The sequence below is a fragment of the Mesorhizobium sp. genome (genome assembly GCF_004963255.1).
Classification (GTDB): domain Bacteria; phylum Pseudomonadota; class Alphaproteobacteria; order Rhizobiales; family Rhizobiaceae; genus Mesorhizobium.
On the sequence record NZ_SUGA01000014.1, the window covers coordinates 25,302 to 52,050 of the forward strand.

General features: G+C 64.6%; 24 protein-coding genes. 13 read left to right on the plus strand and 11 right to left on the minus strand.

The window, feature by feature from the left end:
- Window positions 1-168: 168 nt before the first annotated feature.
- Complete coding sequence (locus tag E5X34_RS16500; RefSeq protein WP_292566696.1) at window positions 169-1,194, minus strand: hypothetical protein; 1,026 nt, start codon at window positions 1,192-1,194, stop codon at window positions 169-171.
- Window positions 1,195-1,221: 27 nt separating this feature from the next.
- Between E5X34_RS16500 and E5X34_RS16505 the strand changes: the two genes are divergently transcribed.
- Both E5X34_RS16505 and E5X34_RS16510 read left to right on the plus strand, forming a co-directional pair.
- Window positions 1,222-2,526 (plus strand): OmpA family protein, encoded by a 1,305-nt coding sequence (locus E5X34_RS16505; RefSeq protein WP_292566699.1) that lies wholly within the window; start codon window positions 1,222-1,224, stop codon window positions 2,524-2,526.
- Between the two features lie 407 nt (window positions 2,527-2,933).
- Window positions 2,934-3,449, plus strand: a complete 516-nt coding sequence (locus tag E5X34_RS16510; RefSeq protein WP_042647491.1) for a TIGR00645 family protein — start codon at window positions 2,934-2,936, stop codon at window positions 3,447-3,449.
- A 128-nt stretch (window positions 3,450-3,577) separates the two neighbouring features.
- On the opposite strand, the gene E5X34_RS16515 is transcribed toward E5X34_RS16510, so the two are convergent.
- Window positions 3,578-4,447, minus strand: coding sequence for an NmrA/HSCARG family protein (locus E5X34_RS16515; protein WP_292566703.1), 870 nt, complete (start codon window positions 4,445-4,447; stop codon window positions 3,578-3,580).
- Window positions 4,448-4,566: 119 nt separating this feature from the next.
- Between E5X34_RS16515 and E5X34_RS16520 the strand changes: the two genes are divergently transcribed.
- Entirely contained in the window at window positions 4,567-5,460 is an 894-nt protein-coding gene (locus E5X34_RS16520) for a LysR substrate-binding domain-containing protein (protein WP_292566706.1), read from the plus strand.
- A gap of 9 nt (window positions 5,461-5,469) precedes the next feature.
- Here the strand turns inward: E5X34_RS16520 and E5X34_RS16525 are convergent, their stop codons facing one another.
- Complete coding sequence (locus E5X34_RS16525) at window positions 5,470-5,673, minus strand: hypothetical protein (protein WP_366664882.1); 204 nt, start codon at window positions 5,671-5,673, stop codon at window positions 5,470-5,472.
- Window positions 5,674-5,886: 213 nt separating this feature from the next.
- On the opposite strand from E5X34_RS16525, the gene E5X34_RS16530 reads away from it, so the two are divergent.
- From E5X34_RS16530 to E5X34_RS16540, 3 genes are all read left to right on the plus strand, one after another.
- Complete coding sequence (locus E5X34_RS16530) at window positions 5,887-6,870, plus strand: ABC transporter substrate-binding protein (protein ID WP_292566709.1); 984 nt, start codon at window positions 5,887-5,889, stop codon at window positions 6,868-6,870.
- A gap of 92 nt (window positions 6,871-6,962) precedes the next feature.
- On the plus strand, window positions 6,963-7,766 hold the full coding sequence (locus E5X34_RS16535) for an ABC transporter permease (RefSeq protein ID WP_292566712.1): 804 nt from the start codon (window positions 6,963-6,965) through the stop codon (window positions 7,764-7,766).
- Window positions 7,767-7,888: 122 nt separating this feature from the next.
- Complete coding sequence (locus E5X34_RS16540) at window positions 7,889-8,647, plus strand: ABC transporter ATP-binding protein (RefSeq protein ID WP_292112667.1); 759 nt, start codon at window positions 7,889-7,891, stop codon at window positions 8,645-8,647.
- Between the two features lie 304 nt (window positions 8,648-8,951).
- Here E5X34_RS16540 and E5X34_RS16545 read toward each other — a convergent pair whose 3' ends face one another.
- A complete protein-coding gene (locus E5X34_RS16545) occupies window positions 8,952-10,568 on the minus strand; it encodes a GMC family oxidoreductase N-terminal domain-containing protein (protein ID WP_292566715.1) in 1,617 nt (538 codons plus the stop codon).
- A 226-nt stretch (window positions 10,569-10,794) separates the two neighbouring features.
- Between E5X34_RS16545 and E5X34_RS16550 the strand changes: the two genes are divergently transcribed.
- The 4 genes from E5X34_RS16550 to E5X34_RS16565 all read left to right on the plus strand — a co-directional run bounded on the left by E5X34_RS16550 (window position 10,795) and on the right by E5X34_RS16565 (window position 14,312).
- Entirely contained in the window at window positions 10,795-12,069 is a 1,275-nt protein-coding gene (locus E5X34_RS16550) for an NAD(P)/FAD-dependent oxidoreductase (RefSeq protein ID WP_292566718.1), read from the plus strand.
- A gap of 36 nt (window positions 12,070-12,105) precedes the next feature.
- Window positions 12,106-12,522 carry a RidA family protein gene (locus tag E5X34_RS16555; protein WP_042647582.1) on the plus strand — a complete coding sequence of 139 codons (417 nt, stop codon included), beginning with the start codon at window positions 12,106-12,108 and terminating at the stop codon, window positions 12,520-12,522.
- A 5-nt stretch (window positions 12,523-12,527) separates the two neighbouring features.
- Window positions 12,528-13,202, plus strand: a complete 675-nt coding sequence (locus tag E5X34_RS16560) for a DUF1028 domain-containing protein (RefSeq protein ID WP_292566721.1) — start codon at window positions 12,528-12,530, stop codon at window positions 13,200-13,202.
- A 180-nt stretch (window positions 13,203-13,382) separates the two neighbouring features.
- The gene (locus tag E5X34_RS16565; RefSeq protein WP_292566724.1) at window positions 13,383-14,312 is read left to right on the plus strand and encodes a LysR family transcriptional regulator; all 930 of its coding nucleotides are present in this window, start codon (window positions 13,383-13,385) and stop codon (window positions 14,310-14,312) included.
- 3 nt (window positions 14,313-14,315) lie between these two features.
- Here the strand turns inward: E5X34_RS16565 and argE are convergent, their stop codons facing one another.
- Window positions 14,316-15,473 (minus strand): acetylornithine deacetylase, encoded by a 1,158-nt coding sequence (argE, locus tag E5X34_RS16570; protein WP_292566727.1) that lies wholly within the window; start codon window positions 15,471-15,473, stop codon window positions 14,316-14,318.
- Between the two features lie 220 nt (window positions 15,474-15,693).
- Here argE and E5X34_RS16575 point away from each other — a divergent pair, with 220 nt between their 5' ends.
- A complete protein-coding gene (locus tag E5X34_RS16575) occupies window positions 15,694-17,763 on the plus strand; it encodes an NAD(P)-binding protein (protein ID WP_366664883.1) in 2,070 nt (689 codons plus the stop codon).
- An 11-nt stretch (window positions 17,764-17,774) separates the two neighbouring features.
- Here E5X34_RS16575 and E5X34_RS16580 read toward each other — a convergent pair whose 3' ends face one another.
- From E5X34_RS16580 to E5X34_RS16605, 6 genes are all read right to left on the minus strand, one after another.
- Entirely contained in the window at window positions 17,775-18,797 is a 1,023-nt protein-coding gene (locus tag E5X34_RS16580) for an aminopeptidase (protein WP_292566733.1), read from the minus strand.
- A gap of 154 nt (window positions 18,798-18,951) precedes the next feature.
- Window positions 18,952-20,058 carry an SAM-dependent methyltransferase gene (locus E5X34_RS16585; RefSeq protein WP_292566736.1) on the minus strand — a complete coding sequence of 369 codons (1,107 nt, stop codon included), beginning with the start codon at window positions 20,056-20,058 and terminating at the stop codon, window positions 18,952-18,954.
- A 15-nt stretch (window positions 20,059-20,073) separates the two neighbouring features.
- Window positions 20,074-20,652 (minus strand): DUF3726 domain-containing protein, encoded by a 579-nt coding sequence (locus E5X34_RS16590; protein ID WP_292566739.1) that lies wholly within the window; start codon window positions 20,650-20,652, stop codon window positions 20,074-20,076.
- Entirely contained in the window at window positions 20,649-22,298 is a 1,650-nt protein-coding gene (locus tag E5X34_RS16595; protein WP_292566742.1) for a hypothetical protein, read from the minus strand. Before E5X34_RS16595 ends, E5X34_RS16590 begins: the two co-directional genes overlap by 4 nt.
- Window positions 22,295-23,299 carry an Ldh family oxidoreductase gene (locus E5X34_RS16600; RefSeq protein ID WP_292566744.1) on the minus strand — a complete coding sequence of 335 codons (1,005 nt, stop codon included), beginning with the start codon at window positions 23,297-23,299 and terminating at the stop codon, window positions 22,295-22,297. The genes E5X34_RS16595 and E5X34_RS16600 overlap by 4 nt, the downstream gene beginning before the upstream one ends.
- A 15-nt stretch (window positions 23,300-23,314) precedes the next feature.
- Window positions 23,315-24,223 carry a LysR family transcriptional regulator gene (locus tag E5X34_RS16605; protein WP_292566746.1) on the minus strand — a complete coding sequence of 303 codons (909 nt, stop codon included), beginning with the start codon at window positions 24,221-24,223 and terminating at the stop codon, window positions 23,315-23,317.
- Between the two features lie 100 nt (window positions 24,224-24,323).
- Here E5X34_RS16605 and E5X34_RS16610 point away from each other — a divergent pair, with 100 nt between their 5' ends.
- Together E5X34_RS16610 and E5X34_RS16615 are read left to right on the plus strand one after the other, a co-directional pair.
- Complete coding sequence (locus E5X34_RS16610; RefSeq protein WP_292566749.1) at window positions 24,324-25,772, plus strand: aldehyde dehydrogenase family protein; 1,449 nt, start codon at window positions 24,324-24,326, stop codon at window positions 25,770-25,772.
- Window positions 25,769-26,746: a membrane dipeptidase gene (locus E5X34_RS16615; protein WP_292566752.1), complete on the plus strand. Its 978-nt coding sequence runs from the start codon at window positions 25,769-25,771 to the stop codon at window positions 26,744-26,746. The genes E5X34_RS16610 and E5X34_RS16615 overlap by 4 nt, the downstream gene beginning before the upstream one ends.
- Window positions 26,747-26,749 lie beyond the last annotated feature (3 nt).

Here is a 26,749-nt window from a genome sequence, read left to right on the forward strand (position 1 = left end):
CCCTCCGCGGCCTCCCGGTCAAGCGCTGCTGTCACAGTGACTCGGTATCAACATTAGAAAGACACGAAATTGCCTTCAAAAGGCCGGTCGAACATCCTTGGCTGGCGTCAATGCCTTGTAACGGAACCAATTGCGGCTGATGAAAGTTTGGGCAGGGATGGGACCCTATTAGGAGAAGATGATATGAAACGCCAACCACGGATTCTGGCGGGCACGGCAATCGGCCTGCTTATGGCATCCGCGCCGTTGGGCGCGTACCCCCTGCAGGGAGGTGTCGCTTCGGGCAGCCTGCACGGCGCACCGCTGATACTGGCTCAGGCCGCTTGCGCAGAAGGCCAGTCGGCCGAGGAATGCGCGCAGGGCGGAGCCGAACAGCCAAAGAAGAGGAAGCGCGAGCAGCAGCAAAGCGAATCGGCGCCGGCAGCCGAGCAGGCTGCGCCTGCCGAGACCGAACAACAGCCGCGCAAGAAGCGGCATGAGCAGCAGCAGATGGACAATGCCCAGTCCGGGGAAGCCCCGGCCGATCAGCAGTTCAAGCCGCGCAAGAAACGCGACCAGCAGCAGATTGAGGCAGCACCCGCCGATCAGGGCGGCCAGCCCGCGACCGACGAGCAGCAGTTCAAGCCCCGCAAGAAGCGCGACCAGCAACAGCAGATCGAAGCCGCGCCAGCCGACCAGGGTGGCGCGCCCGCGACTGAGGAACTGCAGCCGCGCAAGAAGAAGCGCGACCAGCAGCAGCAGATCGAGGCAGCGCCGGCCGACCAGCAGCCTGCGGAACAGGTGGCGCCGGCTGCCGGTGACCAGCAGCAAGGCAACCAGGGCCGCAAAAAGCGCAAGCACGATCAGCAGCAGAGCGAGCCCGCCGGCCAGGCCGGCGAGCAGGTCGCGCCGACCGACCAGACCGCCCCCGCCAACGACAATCAGCAAGGCGGCAACCAGTTCAAGAAGAGGCATAAGCAGAACCAGCAGGGCGAGGTCGCCCCGGCGGAGCAGACGCAGACCAATGAACCCGTGCCGCAGGCCCAACCGTTGCAGACCGGCGAGCAGCCGGCCCAGGGCGGAGAGACCCAGGACAAGAAGAAACGCGGCAAGAAGCCAACTGCCGAGCAGCCTGCTGCCGGCGGGCAGCAACCGGCGACGGGCGAGCAGCCGGCAACAGGCACTCAGCAGCCAACAACGGGTGAGCAAACCCAAGGTAGGAAGCAGTTCGGCAAGAAGCCGTTGACCGAACAGCCCACGACTGGAGAGCAACCGGCGACAGGCCAACAGCCTGCTACAGGTGAACAGCCGGCCAACAACAATCAGCCCGCCAATGGCGGCAACGCCGCGCAAGGCGAAGCGCCCGCGAACCCGAACGAGGCGCCCCTCCTCGACAGCCAGAAGGATACATTCCGCAAGCACCGGGGCGGCCAGAATGGCGGCGGTCGTCAAAACGCCGGCGGCCAGAACGACAACGGCCAGGGCGGCAATGCGACCATACAGCAAGGCGGCGAGCAGGCGCAGCAGCCGGCCGCGGTCGATCAGGGCCCGCCGCCCTCAGACGACAAGTCGGCGCAGCAGGCGATCAAGCCAGAGAGGATCGTCCCGGTCGACCAGGAGAAAGGCAAGCGCATCGAGCTTACGCCGGAACAGGTCGTGCGCGAGCGTCGCCGGCCGCAGGGCGCGGATGTCGTCAAGCAGTTCGGCGACCGCGTGATCCTGCAGTTCAACAACCAGACCTTCGTGGAAAGCAACGAGGCGCCTCGCATCACCCGCGGCGCCAGGGATGTCTACTACGAGGATCTCTCGGGCGGCCGCACCCGCGAAATCGTCGAGCGCGACAACGGCGTCAGGATCATCACCGTCCGCAATCGTAATGGCGACGTCATCCGGCGATCGCGCATTACGCCGGATGGCCGCGAATATGTGCTGACCTATGTCGACGAGCGCTACTACAACGATGTCGACGAGTGGCGCGATCCCGGCGACGAGCTGCCGCCGATGCGGCTGACCATCCCGCGGCGGGATTACATCCTGGATTCCGAGGATGTCCAGAGCGACGACGACTATTACACCTTCCTCGAGCAGCCGCCGGTGGAAAGGGTGCAGCGTCTCTACTCGATCGACGAGGTGAAGCGGTCGGCCCGTGTGCGCGACATCGCCCGGCGTATCGATCTCGACACGCTGAACTTCGACTTCGGCTCGGCCACGATCTCCGACACCGAGGTGCAGAAGCTCGATGGCGTCGCCAGCGCCATAGAAAAACTGCTCAAGAAGAACCCGGCCGAGACCTTCCTGATCGAAGGCCACACCGACGCCGTCGGCACGCCGGAGGCAAACCTGGCGCTGTCGGACCGCCGTGCCGAAGCCGTTGCCGAGGCGCTCACCAACGCCTTCGGCATCCCGGCCGAGAACCTCACCACACAGGGCTATGGCGAGGAGTATCTCAAAGTGAACACGCCTGGGCCGAACCGTGAGAACCGCCGTGTTGCCATCCGCCGCATCACTTCGCTGGTGGCGCCGGTGGCGAGCAACAGCGAGCAGTGATCGATGCATGTCGCCCAAAAGTGTACAGCGGTTTTGGGGCAACGACATGCATTAGACAATGACATAGACCGCGCCGCGCTGAATTCGTTCAGCGCGGCGCGGTTTAGCCTTTGATTTCAAGCTCCTGGTCGGATTTTTGGATTGAGAGCTTGAGAGGAAGGCCCGTGCGCGTCGGACGGGCCTTTTCCTTTCCTGGCTCAAGAAGATTTGTCCTGTCGACTGGAGCTAACTCATTGAATTGCCGCATTGCGACACCCAGATTCCGGTCAGGGCGTTCCCTGCCCTGTCCCGACTCCAGCGGGACTCGACTGAGCCCCGCCGGTCCCCCTCTCCGGCGGGGTTTTTTGCTTGAAAACCGGCCCTGTCTTGCCGAAATACCCTCTATCGCAATCTGACCGGAACCCTTCATGAAGCGTCTCGAACTCGCCATCGAATCCGTCATCCTCGCCTCGCGCTGGCTGCTGGTCGCCTTCTATCTCGGGCTCGGCGTCGCGCTCGCGATCTACGCGCTCTCCTTCGGCAAGAAGCTCTACGAGTTCGTGACGAGCGTCTTCACGCTCGGCGACACGGACACGATCCTGAAGATGCTCGGTCTGATCGACGCCGCGCTTGTCGCCTCACTGGTGGTGATGGTGATCATCTCGGGCTACGAGAATTTCGTCAGCCGCTTCGACGATCAGGACGGTGAGGTCCATTGGCTGGGCACGATCGATGTCGGCTCGCTGAAGGTCAAGGTCGCCTCGACCATCGTCGCGATCTCGTCGATCCATCTGCTGCAGATCTTCCTCAACCACGCTTCCTACACGGCGGAGCAACTGATGTGGCTGACCATCATGCATCTGGCCTTCGTGCTTTCGGCGCTGATGCTGGCCTATATCGACCGGGTGATGGCGCTGGCCAAAGGCAAGAAGATGGAAGAGTAGGCGCGAAGAGGCGCTCGGGCCCGTAGAGAGCCAAGCGCACCTTCCGGCTACCATCCGCGACGGCGTGCACTGTTCCGTAAACCGCGACACAACTGCGTGTCGTTTGCGACAGGCGGATGGCGCGGCCCTCAGGCCGCGCTCGCGATCCCGGCCGCAAAGTCGCGATAGGTGTGCAGGGGGCGGCCCAAAATACTGGTCAACCGTACAACGTCATCGGCCTCAGGGATCATGCCGTCGCTGACATAGCGCTCGGCCATCAGGCGCATCTCGTAGGCCGTCCATTTTGGCATGAAGCTCGCCATGTTCTGCTCGAACGCGCCGGGATCGTCGCCTCCATAGACCACCGGGCGACCCAAAAGGTCCGACCAGATTCTGGCCACGTCTGGCCCGGTCAGCGTGTCAGGCCCCACCACGTTGATGGTCTCGATCGGCAGCTTGCCGGGTGCGGCGTCGCGGCGGATCAGCTCGATCGCGGCTACTTCCGCTATGTCTCGGGCGTCGACCATGGCTACGCCCTTGCTGCCGATCGGCATCGGATAGACACCGTGTTCCATGATGACGTCCTTTACCATCGACTCGTTGTCGATGAAGTAGGTCGGACGCAAGATGGTGGCGCTGAAGTCCATCTGCATCAGCATGCGTTCGGCGCCGAACTTCACGGCGAAATGCGGGACGTTCACCGCCCGATCGGCTTCGAAAACCGAGAGATAGACGACACGGTCGACGCCCGCTTCGCGAGCAACGTTGAGCGTGATGATCGCCTGGGCAAATTCGTCACCCGTGACGGCATTGAGCAGAAAGAGCGTGGTCACGTCGTTGAAGGCGCTGCGCAGTGCATCGATGTCGAGGAGATCGCCCTTGGCGACGTCGACACCGGTCGGAAAGCTGGCTTTCGCGGGGTCGCGGGTCAGCACACGCACCGTCGCGCCGCGCTGGAGGAGTTGATCGACGACATGGCGGCCGACGCGGCCGGTGGCACCTGTAACGAGGATGGTCATTGGGGTTCACTTTCTGTTTGAGTCAAAAGGCACGCTCAAAGTGAGTGATCCACATTCATCCCGATAGATGGTATGTTTGGACAGGTCGTCTCATTGGTGGAACAGAAAAGAACAAAATCGTGGATCTTCTGGCTCTTGCCGACTTCAACCTGGTGGCCCGCCACGGTGGGTTCGGAAAGGCCTCGCGTGCAGCCGGCCGGCCAAAGGCTACTCTTTCCAGACGCGTGGCCGATCTCGAGGCAAGTCTTGATCTGCGCCTGTTCGAACGTGGTTCGCGGACGCTCAAGCTCACGGAGGAGGGACGAGCCCTGTTTGAACGAACGGGCCTTCTGCTCACAGAACTTGATGAGACGGCGAAGGCGATAGCCTCGGGCGGCCATAGCCCGCGTGGCCGGCTACGCATCAGCGCGCCACTGCTCTTTTCTCAGACCGCGGTCGGAAAGCTCGCGGCCGGCTTCGTCCTTAGATACCCGGAGGTTCGGTTGGAGATCACCACGGAAGACAGGGCCGTGGACATGATCGAAGAAGCCTACGACCTCGTAATCCGGGTCAACCCGGAGCCGGATGCCACCCTTGTTGGGCGAGTGTTCCTGCGCGATCGAATGGTCGTGGTGGCCAGTCCGCACCTGACGTTCCCAGCCTCGGGAAGTCTCGTTCCCGCGATCAGTCGAGGCTCGTTGAACGAGTCCGAAGCCTGGCAAGTCACGACCTCGTCCGGCAAGTCGACGATCAACGCCAAGCCAGTGCTCGGCCTGTCGTCGTTCGTCATGGTCCGGGATGCGGTGCGCATGGGGCTCGGCGCCGCGCGCCTGCCGTTGTCGCTTGCCAGCGGCGATTTGGCTGCCGGCAGGCTGGTGCATTGGGGTGATGTGTCGGGTCCCGAGACGGCGCTTTGGGCCCTTTATCCCTCGAGGCGTTTGCTCAGCCCCCGCGTGTCAGCGTTCCTCGACTACTTGAAGGAAGCCTTTCCGCAGGGGACGGCCGATGAATTGGCAGCCTATGTCGCGGACTGAGCACTTGGCTCAGCCGTGCAAGGAGGCCGCGACGAGGCTCTGCATCGAGGTGGTCGGACGACCGATCAGCCGCCCCAGCGCGCCATCGTCGTCGAACAGCGCCCCGCGCGAGGCCGCCGCGTCGGCATCGGCCAGAAGTGCAGCGAGATCGGCTGGCAGGCCGGCGCGAAGCGGCGGAACAGCAATCGCCTGGCGCCGCCAATTCGAGTTCATCGACGGGGCAAGGGCTGCTGCTTCGGTTTCGGCGAAGCAAAGGACAGAAAAAGACTTCTTTAGGCGACCCGGCCCGGATGCTCTCTTGCGGGACCTAGAACAAGGCCCGCCTGGGAGGGCGACGCATAACAAGAGAGCGGCTGCCGAAACGACAGCCTGGCATATGCCACTCGAATGGGCCGATGCCAGCAACAGCCATGGGGAACCACGACAATGAAGACATTCCGCAATTGCCTGCTGACCGCGGTCGGCGCGGGCCTGCTCGGCCTGGGGCTTGCCGCTCCCGCTGACGCCGGCGCCATCCGCCTCGGCATGACCACCTGGGTCGGCTACGGGCCGCTGTTTCTTGCCCGCGACCTCGGCTACTTCAAGGAAGCCGGCGTCGACGTCGACCTGAAGGTGATCGAAGAATCGGCGCTTTATATGGCGGCGGTCGCCGGCGGCGATCTCGATGGCGCCGCATCCACAGTCGACGAGCTGATGAAGTACCGCTCCGACGACCTCTGCTTCAAATATGTCGTGGCGCTCGACGACAGCCATGGCGGCGACGGCGTCGTCACGCAGGCCGATGTCAAGTCGCTCAAGGATCTGAAGGGCCAGCCCGTCGCTTTGAACGAGGGCTCCGTTTCCGAATTCTGGTTCAACGTGCTCCTGAAGAAGGAGGGCATGACCGAGGACGATGTCAGCATCACCAATATGACCGCCGACGACGCCGCGACGGCCTTCATCGCCGGCCAGGTTCCCGCCGCCGTGACCTGGGAGCCGCACCTGACCGAAGTGCGCAAGGGCGGCAAGGGCAAGGTGCTGATCGACTCCGCGACGACGCCTGGCCTGATAGTCGACGTGATCGCGCTCAAATGCGACCTGATCGAGAAGCACCCCGAGGATGTGAAGGCTCTTATCAAGGGCTATTACAAGGCGGTCGACTATATCAAGACCAACCCGGACAAGGCCTATGAGATCATGGCCAAGGGCATTGGCGGCTATCTCGAGAAGCCCGAGGATTTCGCCGCCGGCGCCAAGGGCGTGCGCTACTACGACCGCGCCCGCAACCTGGAATTCTTCGGCACTCCGGAAAAGAGCGAGGCGTCCGACCTGGTGAACTTCGCCCAGGATATCTGGGGCAAGGCCGGCAAGCTCAAGATGACGATCGACGCGAAGACCATCCTCGACACCGATTTCATCAAGGAACAGTAAGCCTTCGAAATTCATCGGGGTCGGCTTGACAGGCCGACCCCGCTTTTTCTCGAAAGCTTCAGTTTCGCGCTTAAATCTACGGAGGCCATCTTATGGCACAGAGGCGAACGGCGTGGACGCGCCTGACGACCCCATTCGCCAACATTCCCGCCAGCACCGCAACCACGCTCGCATTGGCGATGTGGATAGCCGTGATCGGCGGCTGGGCTCTTCTGTCCTACGGCCGCGTCGTGCCGAACATGTTCCTGCCGACGCCCGGAACCGTGCTGCAAACGGCCTACCGCATGTCGCTCGACGGCAGTCTTTTCTATCACACTTTCACCAGCGCCAAGGTCGTGATCCTGGGCTTCATCGTGTCCTCGGTGGTCGCGGTGCCGCTGGGGCTGTGGATGGGCACCTACCGGGCGGTGCAGGCGCCGCTGGAGCCGCTGGTCAACTTCATCCGCTACCTGCCGGTGACCTCTTTCGTGCCGCTGTTCATCCTGTGGATCGGCATCGGCATCGAGCAGCGCATCGCGGTGATTTTCTTCGGCACCTTCTTCCAGCAGCTCGTGATGATCTCCGACTGCGCGCGCAGCGTCTCCCGGGACCTGGTCAACGCCTCCTACACTCTGGGTACCAAGCGCTCGGAAGCAGTGTGGCACGTCATCTTTCCGGCGGCGCTCCCCGCAATCCTCGACACGCTTCGCGTCACCATGGGCTGGGCCTGGACCTATCTGGTCGTGGCGGAATTGGTCGCGGCATCGAGCGGCCTCGGCTATATTAGCCTCAAGGCGATGCGCGGCTTCCAGGTCGATGTGATCTTCATGGCGATCGCCGCGATCGGGCTTCTGGGCCTCATCACTGACACCGCATTCCGCATTCTCCGGGCAAGGGTCGCGCCATGGGCAGCCTGACTATGAACGCCTCCTCGCAAACCGCAGCCGGATCAAGGGTAGTGATGACCGAAACCATCAAGGCGAACAACCCGGCTGGCACGACCCATGCAGCCGGCGATCAGCGTTCGGCCGGCACCACCATGGCCATCGAGGACGTGACATTGCGCTATGGCGATGCCAATGGCGTGCTGGCGCTGGACGATGTGTCGCTCAAGGTCGCCAAGAACGAATTCTGCGTCATCGTCGGTCCCTCGGGATGCGGCAAATCCAGCCTGCTCTATCTCGCGGCCGGGCTCAACGACGCGACCTCCGGCAGCATCAAGGTGGACGGCAGGGAAGTGATCGAGCCTGGTCCCGACAGGGGCATGGTGTTCCAGAGCTACACCTTGTTTCCCTGGCTCACGGTGCGCGCCAACATCGAATATGGGCCGAAGCGCAAGGGCCTGCCGGCGGAGCAGCGCCGGCAGATCGTCGACCAGTATCTCAACGAGGTCGGGCTCGCGCCCTTCGCCGATCATTATCCGGCGCAACTCTCAGGCGGCATGAAGCAGCGCGTGGCGATCGCGCGGGCGCTCGCCAACGACCCGGCCGTGCTGCTGATGGACGAGCCGTTCGGCGCGCTCGACAGCCAGACGCGCGGCACCATGCAGAAGCTCTTGCTGCGCGTTTGGGAGCGGCAGCAGAAGACGGTGCTCTTCGTCACCCACGACATCGACGAGGCGCTGGTGCTGGGCGATCGCGTGCTGGTGATGACGGCCAGACCAGGCAAGATCAAAGCCGAGATCAAGGTCGACATCCCGCGGCCGCGCTCGATGGATGTGATCCTCGAGCCCGACTTCATCGCGCTCAAGCGCCGCATCCTCGGCCTCCTGCACGACGAGATCGACGAGGATCACTAAACTAGCCTCTCGGGTTTCTGAAAAGGTGGCAGGCTTCAGCGCAGACGCTGGGCAATGGCCGAAGCCTCACAGCTTCGTCATCCACGGGCGAAGCGGACGCGGAGACCCGAGGATCCATTCCGTGACTTTGGCCGGGGGATGCAGCGGAGCAGAATTCTGCACGGTAGCAACGCCTTAGCATAACGGAATGGAATCTTTGGTCTGCGCGCGTCGCTTCGCTCCTTGCTCCGCCATGGAATGACGATGTTTGGAGGGCTTAGGGCAATTCCGGACGTTTGTGACGGTTCACCGAAACAGCGGCGACCTATTTGCCGTTGCGAGCCGCGCCGAGGATCATCTCGGAAGCCTTCTGGCCGATCATCATGCTTGGCGCGTTGGTGTTGCCGCCGATCAGCTTCGGCATGACGGAGGCATCCGCAACTCGAAGCCCGTCCACGCCGCGAACCTTCAGCGTAGAGGGATCGACGACGGCCATGTCGTCCGTTCCCATCTTGCAAGTCCCGACCGGGTGATAGACGGTCAGCGCCTCGGCGCGCAGATAGGCGAGGATCTCGTCGTCGCTGCTTATATCCTTGCCCGGAAGCATCTCCTTGCCGCGCACCGCGTCGAATTCGGACGAGGCAAAAATCCGGCGCGCGATCTTGATGCCTTCGACCAGCACCATGGCGTCGTCTTCATGCGTGAAGAAGCGGTGGTCGATGAGGACGTCGCGGCCGGAATTGTCGCGCGACAGCCTGATCTCGCCCACGCTTTTTGGCCTCAGCACGCAGGTGTGAATGGCGTAGCCGTGACCATATTCGATCAGCCTGCCGCGATGGCTGCGATATCCGGGCACGAAATGGAACTGGATATCGGGAAGGCCGTTCGCATACCTGGTCTTCGCAAAGCCGCCGGCTTCGACATAGTTGGTGGTGAGCATGCCCTTGCGGCGCGCGAAATACTGGAAAGGCGCCGCTGCCATGCGAGGCAGATTGGCTATCGACAGGCCGAGCGTCCTGGTGCTTCTGGAGCGCACGGTGATCATGCCATCGACATGGTCCTGCAGGTTCTTGCCGACGCCTGGCAGGTCGAGCACCGGCGTGATGCCGATCTGCTGCAGCTCATCTGCCGGTCCGATGCCGGAGGCGATGAGGATCCTGGGCGAGCTGATGGCGCCGGCCGAAAGCACAATCTCGCGGTTGGCCGAGAACATCTTCTGCTGGCCCTCATGCCGCACGCGCATCCCCGTGGCGCGGCCACCGGCAATTACAAGGTCGATCACCTCGCATTCTGTGAGCAGCGTCAGGTTCTTGCGGTCGAGCACCGGGCGCATGAAGGCGCTGAAGCTGCTGAAGCGCTGGCCGCGATCCTGGGTGACATTGTAGATCCCAAGGCCGAACTGGCTTTCGGCATTGAAGTCGGTGTTGGCGGGGAGGTCGGCGTTCTTGCCTGCCCTGACGAACGTGCTTGAAAGCACGTTCGGATCGCGCGGATTGTCGACCAGCAGCTCGCCGTCGCTGCCGTGATAGCGCGAGTCCTGGCCAAGCAGATTGCGCTCCAGCTTCCTGAACACCGGCAGCACGTCGCGATACGCCCAGCCGGCGCAGCCGAGTTCGGCCCACTCGTCATAGTCCTCGGCGGCGCCGCGGATATAGACCATCGAGTTGATCGAGCTCGATCCGCCCAGCGCCTTGCCGCGGTTGACCGGAATGCTGCGGTTGTTGAGGTGCGGCTGCGGCACGCCGACGAAGCAATAGTCGTAGTTTGGGTTGCCGTAGAGCGAGAGGATGCCGGCCGGCACCTTGACCCGCAGGCTGTTATCGCTGCCGCCGGCCTCGATCAGGCACACGCTGACCGACGGGTCGGCGCTCAGCCGATTGGCCACCACGCAACCGGCCGAACCGGCGCCGACGACGATGTAGTCAAAGCTCTCAGCCTGCATCCCAGCCCCTCGAGAATGCCGGAACTCTAGGTGCGTCTCTCGGCGCGAGAAATTCGGAAATGGTTACGCGTGACTTCGGAGATTCGTTATGGGCTCGCGCTGGTACGTGCTGCTACTTGTGAGCGCCAGAAGCGGTCGGATGGCGCAGCCTGTCTGCATCCACCATGACCAGGTCGGTTACATCCCGCGCGGCGGAAGCTGTCGGATAATCAAAAAAGGACTGAGCATGTCGGTTGAGACGATAGACACGCTTGTCGTTGGCGGCGGCCAGGCGGGGGTGGCCATGAGCGAGCACCTGAGCAAATGCGGGGTGCCCCATCTCGTCCTCGAGCGCGGCCGGATTGCCGAGCGCTGGCGCTCGCAGCGCTGGGATTCGCTGGTCGCCAACGGCCCGGCCTGGCACGACCGTTTCCCGGGCATGGAGTTTCCGGTGACAGGACCCGATGGCTTTCCTTCCAAGGAAGAGGTCGCCGACTATTTCGTCGCCTACGCAAAGCAGATCAACGCGCCGATCCGCTGCGGCGTCGAGGTCAAGCTCGTGCAGAGGAATGTCGGCCGTCCCGGATTCCGCGTCGAGACGTCGGATGGCGTGATCCAAGCCAACAGCGTCGTTGCCGCGACCGGACCTTTCCAGGTCCCCGTCATCCCCTCTCTCGTTCCTGCCGATGCCGGCCTCCTGCAAATCCACTCCAGCGCGTACCGCAATCCGGCGCAACTGCCGAAGGGCGCGGTGCTGGTGGTCGGCGCGGGATCTTCGGGCGTGCAGATTGCCGATGAGCTGCAGCGCGCCGGAAGGCGCGTTTATCTCTCGGTCGGCCCGCACGATCGTCCGCCGCGTTCCTATCGCGGGCGCGACTTCTGCTGGTGGCTCGGCGTGCTCGGCAAATGGGATCTCGAAACGCCAGGGCCTGGCACGGAACATGTCACGATCGCTGTGAGCGGCGCGCGCGGCGGCGAGACGATCGACTTCCGCCGCCTGGCCGCGCAGGGGCTCACCCTCGTCGGCATGACGAAGGCATACCAGGACGGCGTGATGAGTTTCGCGCCGGATCTCGCGAAAAATATTGCACGAGGCGACGCCAATCTGATGTCGCTGCTGGACGAGGCCGACGCCTATGTCGCGCGCAACGGCCTCGACCTCCCGGAAGAGCCCGCTCTCCGTAAACTAGGGCCGGAGCCGGATTGCGTGACCAATCCGATCCTCGAGCTTGATCTGGCCAAGGCCGGGATCGCGACAATCATCTGGGCGACGGGCTTCGCCGTCGACTACAGCTGGCTGAAGGTCGATGCCTTCGACGAGAAAGGCCGGCCAAGGCACCATCGCGGCGTCTCGACCGAACCCGGGATTTATTTCCTGGGACTGCCCTGGCAGTCGCGCAGGGGGTCGAGCTTCATCTGGGGCGTCTGGCACGATGCCAAGCATGTCGCCGACCGTATCTCGACGCAGCGCAAATATCTCGCCTACCATGCCGCCGCGAAGCGCGAGCCCGTGGACGCCTGACCCAAGCTGCGAGCCCGACCCCTCATGGAGACCAAGATGGCGCATACGCGAATTCGCAAATTCAACACCAAGGAAACCTATCCTGAGCAGAAGCTCGACAACGATCTCTGCCAGGCCGTCGTCACGCGGGGCGGCCGCACCGTCTATCTGCGCGGACAGTGCCCGCAGGATCTCGACACGGCCAAGAACATCGACAGCCACGATCCGGCCGAGCAGACACACAAGGTCATGCAGAATATCAGGCAGCTCATCGAGGAGTGCGGCGGCACGATGGAGCATCTGGTGAAGGTGGTCGTCTACATCACCGATGTCCGCCATCGCGAGGCCGTCTACCGGACGATGGGCGAATACATCAAGGGCGTGCATCCGGTTTCGACCGGGCTGGTGGTGTCGGCGCTGGCGCGGCCGGAATGGCTGGTCGAGATCGACGGCACCGCCGTCATTCCGGACTGATCGCGATGACCTTCTCCATCGTCGCGCGCTGCCGGCGTACGGGCATGTTCGGGGTGGCGGTGTCCTCGTCGTCCCCTGCGGTCGCGGCGCGCTGCGCCTATGCGCGGGCCGGCGTCGGCGCGGTTGCCAGCCAGAACGTCACCGACCCGACGCTCGGCGTCCGGGCGCTGGAGCTGATGGCGCGGGGCGCCTCCGCTGCCGAGGCCGTCGCGATCATCAAGCGCACGGCCGCCTTCAGCGAATATCGGCAGGTGCTGGCGGTCGACGCGGCCGGCGGCAGCGCGATCCATTCCGGGCCGAAGGCGCTCGGTATCTGGGCCGAGGCACGCGGCGAGGATGTCGCCTGCGGCGGCAATTTGCTCGCAAACGGCGGCGTCCCGCAAGCTATGGTCGATGCCTTCCTCGCTTCCGAAGGCGATCTCGGTGATCGGCTGATCGCCACGATGCGCGCCGCGCTCAAGGCGGGCGGGGAGGCCGGGCCCGTCCGCTCCGCCGGCATGAAGCTGGTGCGCGATGTCTCCTGGCCTGTCGCCGACCTGCGCTGCGACTGGACCGAGGAGTGTCCGATCGAGCAGCTGGCTGCGCTGTGGGATATCTACAAGCCCCAGCTCGACGCCTATGTCACCCGCGCCATCAACCCGTCCGACGCGCCGAGCTACGGCGTTCCTGGTGACGAATAGTCCGACCGGTTCTGGACTCGGCATACGCGACCGGCGATTCCCTCGACCCGGCATCCAGAATAGGTGCGATGGTAGATGCGCGGCATGCCGCGAACGTCATGCGTTCTGAAGACCACCTGAATCAAGTACCGGGGAGCGGCCGCGACTTGATCGCCGGGTGCAAACCGGCAACATAGCGCCATGCCGCTCCGTTTCACGCTCAGACAGCTCGAATATTTCGTCGCCGTTGGCGAAGCCGGCTCGATCGCCAAGGCGGCCGAGCAGGTGAATGTCTCGCCGCCCTCGATTTCGGCTTCGATCGCGCAGCTCGAAGCGGAGTTCGGCGTCCAGCTCTTCGTGCGCAAGCATTCGCACGCGCTGGCGCTGACGGCGGGCGGGCGCCTGTTCCTCAAGGAAGCCGCGCGGCTGCTCAACGACGCGGACGCGCTGCACGACATTGCCGGCGATATCGCGGAAAAGGTGCGCGGACCGCTGGCGGTCGGCTGTCTGCTGACTTTCGCGCAGATCGTGCTGCCGGCGCTGCGCAAAAAGTTCGAGGACGCCTATCCGGATGTGCGCGTCCGGCAGTTCGAGCGCAACCAGGGGCAATTGTTCGAGATGCTGCAGCGTGGCGAAATAGATGCAGCACTTACCTACGATCTCGAACTGTCGCAGGACATGACGTTCGAGCCGCTGATGCAGTTGCCGGCCTATGTGATGCTGCCGGCCGCGCATCGCCTGGCGGGGAGGGCGGGCATCACGCCGGAGGAACTTGTCGATGAGCCGATGGTGCTGCTCGATCTGCCCTACAGCCGCGAATATTTTCTCTCGGCTTTCCAGGGCCTGCGGCCCAGGATCGCCGAGCGCACCGGCGACATCGCCGTGATGCGCTCGATGGTGGCCAACGGCTTCGGCTACGGCATCGCCAATATGCGGCCGCTCAACGCCATGTCGCCGGATGGCAAATTGCTGGTCTTCGTGCCCTTGCTGGGCGACATCAGACCGCTGACCATGGGCATTGCGCTGCCCAACGCCGAGCACCGCACGCTGACGGTGCAAGCCTTCATCGAACATTGCCGCCGCTTCGTCGTCGAGCAAGGCGTCTTCGGCACCGAACGCATCGTCAAGTGAGATTCACGGCCAGCCGTCGGCGAGCCGCGACAGCAGCCTCTCCAGCATCTCGTCGCAGCGCCGCAATTGTTCGACGCTGACGAATTCGTCAGGCTTGTGCCCCTGCGCCATGGAGCCCGGGCCGCAGACGACGGCGGGCGTGCCGAGATCGCGGCTGAACAATCCGCCTTCCGTGCCGAAGGCGACCTTCATGGTGCTGTTGGCGCCGGTCAGCGATTTGACAAACGCAACCGCTTCCGAAGCGGCCGGCGTGTCGAGGCCCGGATAGGTGTTGGTGATCTCGATGTCGATTGCCGCTTCGGGGGCGATCGAAGCGGCATCCGCGGCAATGCGCGCGGCCGCACTGCGCAGCCTGTCGAGGATGCCCGTGGCATCGTCGGCGGCGACGTTGCGAATCTCGAAATCGACCACGCAAAGGTTGGGCACGATGTTGAGCGCAACGCCGGCATTGATCTTGCCGACATGCACGGTCGTGTACGGAATGTCGTAGTCGCCGTCGCGGGCGCCTTCTCTGGCCAGCCGGTCCTGCTCGTCGCGCAGGGCGCGCACGAAATCGCAGCCGAGATGGATGGCGTTGAGCGCCAGCGGGGCGAGAGCGGAGTGGCCTTCGCGTCCCCGGCAGACGGCGCGCGCCGCCAGCTTGCCCTTGTGCCCGGTGGCCACCTGCATGTTGGTCGGCTCGCCGACGATGCACAGCAGCGGGCGTCGAGGCGCCGCGCTCAGCATGTCGATCAGATCGCGCACGCCGAGGCAGCCGACCTCCTCGTCACAGGAGAGCGCCAGATGCAAGGGCGTGCGCAGCGGCATCTTCGCGGCCTTGAGGCAGGCGGCGAGCGCTGAGGCGACAAAGCCCTTCATGTCCGCGGCGCCGCGCCCATAAAGCCTGCCGTCGCGTTCGGTCATGGAGAATGGCGGCAGCGTCCAGTTCTGGCCGTCGACAGGAACGACGTCGGTATGGCCGGACAGCATGATGCCGGGCCTGTCGGACGGACCGATGGTGGCAAAGAGGTTGGCCTTGTGGCCGTCGACGCTGTGGATGAGCTGGCTGGCTAGGCCGCTCGTTTCGAGCAGGTCAGCCACATAGCTGATGAGGTCGAGGTTCGACTCGCGGCTGACCGTCGGGAAGGAGATCAGCCGCTCGAGTATCCTGGTGCTGTCCATGTCTCTTGTCCCGTTGCCGCAGCCGGTTGTCTACATCGTGCAATCGCCGCCCTGAAGTCGCATTTGGCTCAGCTTCGATTCATCGCAGGCTAATCCCCGGATGCACGATTAGGCCCGTCCTAATCCGCGCAGAAGAATTCCGTAGTTTTCCCGTGCCGGGGCCAACTTATGAGTAATCTCAGCCGACCGGCAGGACCGACCCGGCATGAAGGAAGCTATTATGCGCGACCCACGCTACGACATTCTGTTCGAGCCGATGAAGATCGGCCCGGTGACGGCCAAGAACCGCTTCTATCAGGTTCCGCACTGCAATGGCGGCGGTTACCGCGATCCGTCGGCCGCGGCCGAGATGCGGCGCATGAAGTCCGAAGGCGGATGGGGCGTCATCTTCACCGAGCAGACGGAGATGCACCACACCTCGGAGATCACGCCCTTCATCGAGCTCAGGCTGTGGGACGACGCCGACATTCCGGCGCTCGCCAAGATGGCGAAAGCCATGCACGCGCATGGCGCACTCGCCGGCATCCAGCTCGCCTATTCCGGCGTCAACGGTCCCAATCTCTACACCAAGGAAGTGCCGCGCGGGCCGTCGGCTTTGCCGATCCGCACCTTCACCAACGATCCGGTTCAGGCGCGGGCCATGGACAGAGAGGATATACGCGATCTGCGCCGCTGGCACCGCAATGCCTTCAAACGCGCCAGGCAGGCAGGTTTCGATTTGGTCTGTCTCTACGGCGCGCACGGCTTTGGCATCATCCAGCATTTCCTGTCCACCGCCACCAACCAGCGCAGCGACGAATATGGCGGCTCGCTGGAAAACCGCTCGCGGCTGATGCGCGAGCTGATCGAGGAAGGGCGCGACGCGATCGGTGACACGTGCGGGCTGACGCTCAGGCTGTCGCTGGACGAGATGATCGGCGAGCTCGGCTTCGCCAATTCCGAAGTCCGCGACATGATCGAGATGCATGCCGAGCTGCCCGATCTCTGGGACCTCGCCCATGGCGCCTGGGAGGATTGCTCGGGACCCTCGCGCTTCAAGGAAGAGGCGGCGCAGGAGAGCCTCGTCTCCGGCATCAAGAAGCTGACCTCGAAGCCGGTCGTCGGCGTCGGCCGCTTCACCTCGCCGGATGTGATGGTGAGGATGATCAAGTCCGGCAAGCTCGACTTCATCGGTTGCGCCCGCCCGTCGATCGCCGATCCCTTCCTGCCGAAGAAGGTGGAGGAGGGCCGCATCGAGGACATACGCGAATGCATCGGCTGCAACATCTGCATCACCGGAGATATGACCATGTCGATCTCGCGCTGCACGCAGAACCCGACCTTCATGGAGGAATGGCGCAAGGGCTGGCATCCGGAGCGCATGCAGGCTAAGGGCGACAGCGACAGCGTGCTGATCGTCGGCGCTGGGCCGGCCGGGCTCGAGGCCGCGCGCGCGCTCGGCCTGCGCGGCTACCAGGTGGCCTTGGCGGAAGCGGGCACCGAGCTTGGCGGCCGCGTGGCACGCGAGTGCCGGCTGCCGGGCCTGTCGGCCTGGGGCAGAGTGCGCGACTATCGCCAGTACCAGCTCAGCCAGATGCCGAATGTCGACATCTATTTCGAGAGCCGGCTGTCGGCGGACGACATCCTGTCCTTCGGCTTCCAGAACGTCGCCATCGCAACCGGGTCGAACTGGCGGCGCGACGGCGTGGCGCGCGCCCATGTCGTGCCGATGCCGATCGACGCCGCCATGCCGGTCTACACGCCGGACGATCTGATGGACGGCAAGGTGCCGAACGGCAATGTCGTGCTGTTCGACGACGACCACTATTACATGGGCGGAGTTCTTGCCGAACTGATGGCGCGGCGGGGCGCCAAGGTGACCCTGGTGACGCCTTCGGCCTACGTGTCGGACTGGACCCGCAACACGCTGGAGCAGGGCGCCATCCACCGCCGTCTGGCGGAGCTGGGGGTTAATATCGTCCTCAACAGGACCGTCACGAGCATCGTGTCGGGCGGCGTGGTCACGGCCTGCGTCTACACCGGCGTGCGCCAGGAACTGGCAGCCGATGCCGTCGTCCTGGTCGCATCACGCAACCAGGACGACGCGGTCTGGCGCGAGCTGAAAGGCCGGGAGATCGAATGGGCCGGCAACGGCATCCGTTCGATCAAGGTCATCGGCGACGCCGAGGCGCCGGGGCCGATCGCCTGGGCCACCTATGCCGGCCACCGCTTCGCCCGCGAGCTGGACGAAGCCGATATCGGTGACGCCCTGCCTTTCCGGCGTGAGGTGACGGCGCTGGCGGCGGATTAGAGCGGTTCAGCTCAATCACATGTCGTCGCCGCCTTGAGCGCTTCGGCACGCGAGGGCGCGGGCAAATTTCCGATCCGTCGAACCGAGGCGTAGAACCGCGGATAGTCGCCCGAGCACAAGTCGAACAGGCGAAGGAAGGCCGGGACCTCTTCGCCGTAGACGGCAGTCGCGGCGAGCTTCGCGTTGTTGATCGGGCTGTCGAACCAGGCGTCGTACCCGCGGTATCCGGCCCAGCGCTTGTCGCGCATCTGCCGGTAGCGCGCCCGCAGCCTGTCGATTGCGGCTGCCTTGGCGGCCGCCATCTGCGCGGGGCTGCGGGGACTTCCATAGACCTGTTTCAGCTCGTCCCGGGTTTTCGCTATCAGTCCGAGAAAATCCGCCTTGCGCTTGCGATCGGCTTCATAGCTGCGCAAGCCGGCACGATTGCCGGTGGCGCGCAGCCATTTCCTCGTGCCGGTGGTTTCGACGGAAACCGCGAAGGCCTCGTTGAACGCGGAGTCGCCGTTCACATAGACTTTCTGATGCGCCAGCTCATGGAAGACAAGACTGGCGAGATAGGTGTCGTTCTGGCGTAGCATGGTGCTGAGCAGCGGGTCGCTGAACCAGCCCAGCGTGGAATAGGCCGTGATGCCCGTCACATAGACGTCCAGCCCTTGTCTCTGCAGCGCGGCGGCATTTTCGAGCGCGTCCTTGCGCGAAAAGTAACCCTTGTAGGGAACACAGCCGAACACCGGAAAGCACCATGTTACCGGCGCGAGCGAGAATTGCGGCGCGGCAAAGACCGCCAAGGTCACATCGTTGCGGCCGACATCGACATAGCTGCGGTAGCTGCTGTTGTCGGGCAGCGCCAGTTCTTCCGTGGCAAAGCGGCGGATGGCGCTGGCCGACGTCAGCTTGGCGCGCAATGGCTCCGGCGTTGACGGATCACGGATCAGTTTTCCAACATTTTTCCGCGCGGCCATGATCTCGACATGACCCTCCAGCGACTGCGCGTAGTAGGAAATGCTGGTGCATCCGGTCGCGTGGGACGCCATGATCGCAGCGGCAAGCAATCGAAAAACGCGCTTCAAAGTTTGCCCACCGCCTGCTCATCTCCTCGGGAGCGAATGTCCCTTGATCCCGAGTCTCAAACAGGCGCACCTGTTTTCGTCAAGACCTGGAGCGGGCGGCGCGGCCTTTGCCGCTCCGTCAAAACTTGACGATTTCCGTCACGCAGTGGACGTAGTCCATGCGATGGTCTTCGGGAGCTTGTGCGACGTCGGCTTCATAGGCGCCGTAGAAATCGTCGATGATCGCGGAGCGTTCGCTTGGCGGTCGCGCGGGATCGAGCGCGTTGGCAAAAACGGTCTCGGACCAGGAGCGCAGCGTCGGCACATAGGCCCGGGCGAAATCCTTCGCATTGCGATGGGTCCGGAACGCCTCGGCATAGGGGCAGGGCGTCACCATGGTGAACATCGTCTCCAGCCTTAGCCCGGCTTGCGACACAGGCGAAGCGGGATCGCGGAAGGGTGCCGCGAACTCGTCGGGCGTCTTGTAGAACTGCTGGAACGTCGCGTTGACATATTCCGTCTCGCTGATCCGCCCAGCCCGCAGCAGATCGCGCCAATGGCGCGCGAAGCTGTCGAACATGTCGGCGCCCGTCGTATGTCCGAGATAGCGGCCTTCCTCGTCGACGCAGAAATTGGCCAGCGCAAGTCGCCCGCCCGATCGCAATTCGCGCGCCCTGGCAAGCAGGATCGTCTCCCAGTCGCGCAGCGCCTGGGCGCGGAACTGCTCGCGCTCGGCATTGCTTGCACCGACCGCCTGGACGTGATCGGCGATCATGCACGGCCGCTTGCTGATCCAATGCATCGCCGTCGCGGAGAAACCGAAGGAGAGCGAATTGTCCGGCAGGATCTGGCGGTAGAAGCTGGTGCCGCTGCCGAAGATGTAAAGCTCGGGCGTCTCGGCCAGCGGCGCTTCGGTGGAGGTTCCAAGAAGGCCCTGGCTGAGCCGGAACAAGGTCGAGAAATCATTGTGGGGCAGGTCGGTGTAGGTGATCGATATCGCCCGGTTCGGTTCCCTCGCCCGAACGGCGCCGACCAGCCGCCGCATCATGTCCATGGAAGTGCCCCCATCGGCGGCGCCGAAATCGGCGATGGCGAATGGCAGGCGGTCAGCTAGCCGAGGCATCCTGGCGACAGCCTCGACGACGAGATCGCCGACCTTGTCGATGACGTATTTGGCGCCGACGGTGTTGGCCGAGTAGTAGCCTGCGCCACGCATGGCGATCTTCTGGCCGTCGGCTGCGCTCATCTTGTTCTCCCCTTGCTATTCATCGTCCACCCGGCCGCCGCCGGCACCACGCAGGCGCGACCTTTCGCTTTCCGGCACGTAGGTTCTGGCGGCGAAGGAATTGAGCGCCGCAAGCGTCCGCTCGTCGATGGCACCGCGCCGGCCTGTGTCTGACTGCTCGGTTTCGGCGCGGCTTTCGATGACGACATCGGCGCGCGTCGCCAGCCCTGCGGGCCGCGCTACGCGCATGGCCGAGCGGCTCAGCATGGCGTCGAGCCAGACTGGCAGGCCGACATCCAGGATCGTCAGCGGCATCACGTTCGCTGGAAGCGGTTCGTCGAGCAGCAGGGCCGCCGTCCGGATCGGACAGAGCGGCCCTCCAGTCGCGGCGTCAGTCTCGCCGCTCCGCCAGCGCGCCGCGCGGGCAGGACTGGGCGGCTCGAAGGATTGTGCGTGTTCAGCAAGGCTCAGCATGGCCTGGCCCCAGTTGTCAGCCTCGACCGCGATCCGGCGCGCCGCGCGGCCGATATCCTCGGCCAACCCCCAGGAAAATCCGGCGCCCCGCGCCGCCTTGGCGCTCAGCGTTTCCACCTCGTTGAGCGACAGGTCGATCACGCGGCCTCTCCTGCCATCGTGGCGACATCCTCGATCAGCGGCTCGCCGCTGAACAGCGCGATGCGCAGCCAGCGGTCGGAGCGCGGATCGAAACTGCGCGCGCCGAAGAACGCCAGCTTGGCGCGCAATATGTCGACGGGCCGCAATTCAGCGCCGATCAGATTGTCGTGGATTTCGGCATAGGGAAATTTCGCGACGATCTGGGCGCGTCGCACCGCATGGCGCCATTCGGGCCGGCGCAGCAGGAAGTCGGCGACACTGGTCGTGGACGGCTCCTTTGCCAGCGCGGCTGCCAGGCCGAGCGCGTCGCGCGCGGTGGCCAGAGGCTGTTCGAGTTCGGCGCCGTCCTCCTCGAAGCGCTCGCCAAGCCGGGGCTCTAGCTTTTCCGCCGAGACGTACCAGAAGCGCGCGCTGGCGGACGGCTCGGCGAAGTCGATTGCCCTCGCCCAGGAATAGGAGTCGAGGAGCGCCTGGCGCAGCAAAGCGCAACTCATGCCGCCGTCGATGGCATGGCCCGGCGTCTCGTCGGCCTTCATAGTGTCGCCGAGGTCGTCGATCAAGGCACCGTGCGGTTCGAGAATAAGGGAGACGCAGGCTTCCTGCCCCTCCAGCGAGAAGTGATCTTCCGCAAAGCGATAGAGTGCATCCCATGGACGCGGCTTCGCCAGAAGCTGATCGAGGTTTTCCGCCAGCGCGCCCAGGTCGGCGGCCAATATTCGGGTTGCCGCGGCCTGGCGGCTGTCGTCGCTGTGCCAGCGGGCAATGCGCCGGCGCAGATCGGCGAGCGCGTTCGAGAAGGCGTCTCGTTCCGCCGCGCCGGCCTGTGGTTCGGCGCGCACCCGCGCCAGCGCGGTTTCGCGGGCGAGAAACCAGCTATGCGTCAACAGCGGATGGCGCACAAGGAAGGGCGCCATGCCGAGCCCTGTCGCGTTTCCCACACCGAGCGCCCGGCGCAGGTCCGGCGCCAGTCTTGCCGCGCCGGCCGGGTTGCGGCGACGGGCAACGTGATCGGCGAGGTCGAGCGTGAAGGAGCGGATCAGCCAGACGGTCAGCATCTCAGCCTGGAAGGATCCAGCAAGCTCCGGCCGTGAGGATATCTCGTCGCGATCCGCGATGCCGAACTTGCCGTTGCCGTAGACCGCCGTGGTGCGCAGCAGATAGCCGACGCCGAGAAGTTGCTCCTCATCCGGCTGTCGTCCCTGCGCCAGCGCCGACGCCACGTCCTCGAACAGCCGCACACTCTTGTTCGCGCGCGCCAGCACCAGTTCGCTTCTGGTGTAGCGGCCCGCCTCCTGCAGCGGCGCATTTGCCTCCAGACGGGCGATGTCGGCGGCGTCCGGCAAGCCGTCATAGAGCACGTAGCTTGTGTCCCAGGCCTGCGCGATCACGCGGTCCGAGCGCTTCTCGTCGTCGAGCGGCGTCGAGAACGCGACCAGGCTGTAGGTCCTTACCGGCGTATCGACCGCATAGACCGCGCGACCGAACCCATTGTCGTCGAGGTCGAACAGGTACTTGCGGACACGCCATTGCTCACTGGTGGCGCGGCGGATCAGCTGGCGCAGGAAGCTGAGCCGCGTCGGATGCGCCGCGCCAAGCCGCTGCAGCCGCATGACGACCTCCGGCGGGCGCAGCGCGATTGCCGTCATGCGGCAGTCCCGGCGAGTTTTTCCAGCGTGGCGAGCGTTTCAGCCGCCACCTCGATGCCGTCTTTGGCGTTTTGTTCGCGCGCGCCGAAGCGCCTTGTCCCCGGAAGCCTCGCCTCGCCAATGAAGGCGCCGGCGACAGTCTCCAGATTGCCAGCAAACAGTCCACCCGACGTTGCGTCCGGCGAGACCGCCAGGAAGAACTGGCCGGTTCCGGGCGGCCCCCCGGCCGTGCCGGAGAACGGGCTGGCGACAAGCCCGGGATTGGCGCCCGTGAGGCATGCGGCGAAGATCTCGACCAAGAGCGCCGAGCCGACGCCCTTGTAGCCGCCCGCCGGTGCCATGGTGCCCTTCAGCGCTTCGCCGGCGTCGGTGGTCGTCTCGCCGTTCGCGTCGAAGGCCCAGCCGGGCGGAATCGGTTCGCCGGCGCGGGCGCGCTTGATGACCTCGCTCTTGGCGACGACGCTGGCGCTCTGGTCGATGATGAAGCGCGCGCCGCCTTGCCCGTCGGGGATCGCGAGCGACCAGGGATTGGTGCCCACCGCCGCCTTGCGGCCGCCCCAGGGCGCGATCGAGGCCGGCGCGTTGGTGAAGCCCAGCCCGACCAGGCCCGCCTGCGCGATCCCTTCGGTGTGATAGCCGAGCGTGCCGCAATTGTAGGAATTGCGGACGGCCAAAGCCGCCACGCCTTGCGAGCGGGCCGCTTCAATCAGCGCCGGCAGGCCGAGGGCGATGGCCGCATGGGCAAAGCCGTTGCCGGCATCGACGGCGACGACGGCTGGAGCCGGCTGCGTCAGGCGCGGCTCGGCCTGCCCCAGCACCTTGCCGCAGGTCAAATGCTCGCAATAGGTCGGCAGATACATCAGTCCATGCGATTTCAGCCCGTCGCGTTCGGCAGCCGCGATGGCCGCGGCGAGCGCGCCGGCCTGCCGCTCGCTGGCGCCGTGCCGCAGCAGCGCCGCGCGGGCGAGCGTTTCGATGCGGGCTTCTGTCAGGCGTGTCATCCGGTCACCCACCAATCACGCCGCGGCATAGCCGAACTCTTTCTCGCCCGCTTGCGTCTGCTGGCGAATGCATTCGATGAAGCGCAGCGACGCGGGCTGCAGGTTCCGGCCTTCCTTGGCGATCCATCCGACCGTCCGGCTCGAGCGCGGATCGGCCAGCGGAACGAAGCGCACGGCATGGCTGCACTTCCAGCGGCAGAGCCGGGGCAGGATGGTGACGCCAAGCCCGGCCTCCACCATCGCCAGGTTGGAGCTCACATTGGTCGCGGTGAGTTTCGAGCCGGCGGCAAGCGCCTCGGTCTCGGCAAGCCCAAGCGCTTCGGCCGCGCCATTGCAGATGAAGCTCTCGCCTTCCAGCTGCGCCCATTTCAACGGGCGCTTCGATTTTGCCAAAGAATGATCGACCGGACAGACGAAATCGAGCGGCTCTTGGAACAGCGGCTCGAAACTGAGCTGCGGCCGCTTGCTGGCGAGCACGCAAAGGCCCACCTCCACCATGCCGTTTTCCACCGCCTCGACGATGGCGTTGGAATCGCTGTCGCGGACGTGGATGTCGAAACTGCTGCCCTCGGCGCGAAGCTGCGCGACCGCGCGCGGCAGCAAGGTCACCGCTACCGAAGGAACGCTTGCCACGTCGCAGCGTCCCTGCAGGTCCGCGGCGTAGCTGGTCATCGCCAGACAGGCGCGGTCGTAGTGGGCGATCATGGCGCGCGCCTCGTCGAGCACGATGCGGCCGACCGGCGAAAGTGCGCCCTTGCGTTCGCTCTCGAACAATGGCGCGCCGATGTCGTCTTCCAGCTGTTTCAGAGTCATCGACACGGCCGACGGCGTGCGGCCGATCTGATCGGCGGCGGCACGCACGCCGCCGGTCTCGCAGACCGCGACGAAGCTGCGCATGCCGGTCAGGCTGATGGTTTTGGTCACTGTTAAGCTTGCCTGAACGTTCGTGCCAAAAATTGAGCTTGATTGAAGTTCACAGCATTGCTTAGGTCGTTGTCAACCGAATTGATGCAGGTCGAACAGGATGCTGAACGGTCGGAACTTTGTTGCTGGCGAATGGCGTGACGGCGCCGACTGGGTCGAGGACGTCAATCCATCGGATGTGACCGACATCGTCGGGCGCTTTGCCCAGGCGCGGCCGTCCGACATCCATGACGCGGTGGCGGCGGCGCAAGGCGCGCAGCGCGAATGGGCGGCAGCGCGCCTCGAAGCGCGGGCCGCCGTTCTCGACGCCATCGGGCGCGAGTTGATGACGCGCTCGAAGGAGCTTGGCGAACTGCTTTCGCGCGAGGAAGGCAAGACCCTTCCCGAGGGTGTCGGCGAGGTCTATCGCGCCGGGCAGTTCTTCACCTATTTCGCCGGCGAGGCGCTGCGCAATCTCGGCGCCTCCGCCGACTCGGTCCGGGCCGGCGTGGATGTCCTGATCGAACGCGAGCCGCTCGGCGTGGTCGCGATCATTTCGCCCTGGAATTTCCCTATCGCCACCGCGTCCTGGAAGATCGCGCCGGCGCTGGCTTTCGGCAATGCGGTGGTCTGGAAACCGGCCAGCATCACGCCGGCGAGCGCCTGGGCGCTGACCGAGATCATCAGCCGGCAGGCGATCCCGAAAGGCCTGTTCAACCTTGTCATGGGGTCAGGATCGACGATCGGCTGCGAGCTTGCCTCCAATGCCGATATACAAGGGTTGAGCTTCACCGGTTCTGGCGACGTTGGTTCCGGCATCGCGGCGCTGGCGGCGGCACGCTTCGTGAAGCTCCAGCTCGAAATGGGATCGAAGAATCCGTTCGTGATCATGGACGATGCCGACCTCGACCGCGCCGTCGACCTGGCCGTGAACGGCGCCTTTGGCGGTACCGGGCAGAAATGCACGGCCTCGTCGCGCCTGATCGTGCACCGGCCTATCCATGATGCCTTCGTCGAGAAATTGCTGGCGAAAACCAAGGCCCTGAAGGTCGGCCATGCGCTTGAGGCCGGCGTCCAGATGGGACCGGTCGTCAGCGCAGAGCAGCTCTCGGCCAATCTCGACTATGTGACGCTGGGCATCAGCGAGGGCGCCGAGCTTGCGACTGGCGGCGAAGCACTCGACCTGGCGCATCGCGGGCACTACATGGCGCCGGCCGTCTTACTCAACGGGCGCTCGCGCATGCGCATCAACCAGGAGGAGATGTTCGCGCCGATCACCTGCGTCATTCCGGCCGACGATCTCGACGAGGCGATCTTCCTCGCCAACGACACGCCCTATGGGCTGACGGCTGGCATCGCCACGCGCTCGCTGGCGCGCGCGACGAAATTCCGCCACGCCTCGCGCTCGGGCTGCGTCATGGTCAACCTGGCGACCGCCGGCACCGACTATCACGTGCCCTTCGGCGGCGTTCGCGCCTCGAGCTACGGTCCGCGAGAGCAGGGACGTTCGGCGGTCGAGTTCTACACACAGGTCAAGACATCCTACATCCATGCGGGCGCGGCCGAATGACCAGCGACGCGCCGCACGTGCTCATCGACGGGCTGCAATACTGCAACTGGTCGCGCGAAATCTTCGAGGAGATGCGCCGGGGCGGGCTGACCGTGGTTCATGCGACCGTGGGCTACCATGAGGGCTTTCGCGAGACGGTGCGCCATCTGGTGGATTGGCGCACACGCTTCCGCGACAATGAGGATCTCATCCTTTTGGCGCGCGACGCCGGCGACATCGAGCGGGCGCGCGCCTCGAACCGGACGGCTATCTTCCTCGGGCTGCAAAACCCGATGCCCATGGAAGACGACATCGGGTTGATCGAAATGCTCTTCGATCTCGGCATCCGTTTCATGCAGCTCACCTACAACAACCAGTCGCTGCTCGGCTGCGGCTGGATGGAAAAGGACGACAGCGGCGTGACGCGCATGGGACGCGAGGCGATCGCCGAGATGAACCGGCTCGGCATGATCATCGATCTGTCGCATGCAGGCGAGCGGACGGCGCTCGAAACCATCGCCCTCTCTCGATGCCCGGTGGTCATCAGCCACGCCAACCCGCGCTGGTTGCGCGAGAGCAATCGCAATGTGTCCAAGCACGTTTTGCAGGCGTTGCGCGAAAGGGAAGGGCTGCTCGGCCTCTCGCTTTATCCGCTGCATCTTCCGAACGGCTCGGATACGACACTCGATCAATTTGGCAACATGGCTAAGGAAGCCGCTGAAATCATGGGGGCGGAGCATCTCGGCATCGGCTCGGATCTCTGCCAGGGTCAGCCCGACAGCGTCCTGCGCTGGATGCGCGAGGGTCGCTGGACCCGCGAGGTCCAAGCCAACGCAAGCTTCCCCACTCAGCCGTCCTGGTTCGGATCGAACCTCGATTTTCCCGGGCTTTCGCAGGGCCTACTCGCGGCGGGCTTTGATGAGACGGGAACATCCCTTGTGCTGGGCGGCGCCTGGCATCGCTTTATCCGGGACAGCCTGCCTCCCGCTGGCTGAGTG

What these genes read in the sequence shown, in the direction of transcription:
- E5X34_RS16595 (WP_292566742.1), bottom strand. Translation starts at nt 22,298, where the DNA reads ATGACGGCAATCGCGCTGCGCCCGCCGGAGGTCGTCATGCGGCTGCAG.
- E5X34_RS16525 (WP_366664882.1), bottom strand. Translation starts at nt 5,673, where the DNA reads ATGAACTCGAATTGGCGGCGCCAGGCGATTGCTGTTCCGCCGCTTCGC.
- E5X34_RS16515 (WP_292566703.1), bottom strand. Translation starts at nt 4,447, where the DNA reads ATGACCATCCTCGTTACAGGTGCCACCGGCCGCGTCGGCCGCCATGTC.
- E5X34_RS16545 (WP_292566715.1), bottom strand. Translation starts at nt 10,568, where the DNA reads ATGCAGGCTGAGAGCTTTGACTACATCGTCGTCGGCGCCGGTTCGGCC.
- E5X34_RS16585 (WP_292566736.1), bottom strand. Translation starts at nt 20,058, where the DNA reads ATGAGCGCAGCCGACGGCCAGAAGATCGCCATGCGTGGCGCAGGCTAC.
- E5X34_RS16615 (WP_292566752.1), top strand. Translation starts at nt 25,769, where the DNA reads ATGACCAGCGACGCGCCGCACGTGCTCATCGACGGGCTGCAATACTGC.
- E5X34_RS16580 (WP_292566733.1), bottom strand. Translation starts at nt 18,797, where the DNA reads ATGGCGTCCCACGCGACCGGATGCACCAGCATTTCCTACTACGCGCAG.
- argE (WP_292566727.1), bottom strand. Translation starts at nt 15,473, where the DNA reads ATGGACAGCACCAGGATACTCGAGCGGCTGATCTCCTTCCCGACGGTC.
- E5X34_RS16565 (WP_292566724.1), top strand. Translation starts at nt 13,383, where the DNA reads ATGCCGCTCCGTTTCACGCTCAGACAGCTCGAATATTTCGTCGCCGTT.
- E5X34_RS16510 (WP_042647491.1), top strand. Translation starts at nt 2,934, where the DNA reads ATGAAGCGTCTCGAACTCGCCATCGAATCCGTCATCCTCGCCTCGCGC.
- E5X34_RS16600 (WP_292566744.1), bottom strand. Translation starts at nt 23,299, where the DNA reads ATGACACGCCTGACAGAAGCCCGCATCGAAACGCTCGCCCGCGCGGCG.
- E5X34_RS16550 (WP_292566718.1), top strand. Translation starts at nt 10,795, where the DNA reads ATGTCGGTTGAGACGATAGACACGCTTGTCGTTGGCGGCGGCCAGGCG.
- E5X34_RS16575 (WP_366664883.1), top strand. Translation starts at nt 15,694, where the DNA reads ATGCGCGACCCACGCTACGACATTCTGTTCGAGCCGATGAAGATCGGC.
- E5X34_RS16555 (WP_042647582.1), top strand. Translation starts at nt 12,106, where the DNA reads ATGGCGCATACGCGAATTCGCAAATTCAACACCAAGGAAACCTATCCT.
- E5X34_RS16560 (WP_292566721.1), top strand. Translation starts at nt 12,528, where the DNA reads ATGACCTTCTCCATCGTCGCGCGCTGCCGGCGTACGGGCATGTTCGGG.
- E5X34_RS16610 (WP_292566749.1), top strand. Translation starts at nt 24,324, where the DNA reads ATGCTGAACGGTCGGAACTTTGTTGCTGGCGAATGGCGTGACGGCGCC.
- E5X34_RS16530 (WP_292566709.1), top strand. Translation starts at nt 5,887, where the DNA reads ATGAAGACATTCCGCAATTGCCTGCTGACCGCGGTCGGCGCGGGCCTG.
- E5X34_RS16540 (WP_292112667.1), top strand. Translation starts at nt 7,889, where the DNA reads ATGGCCATCGAGGACGTGACATTGCGCTATGGCGATGCCAATGGCGTG.
- E5X34_RS16535 (WP_292566712.1), top strand. Translation starts at nt 6,963, where the DNA reads ATGGCACAGAGGCGAACGGCGTGGACGCGCCTGACGACCCCATTCGCC.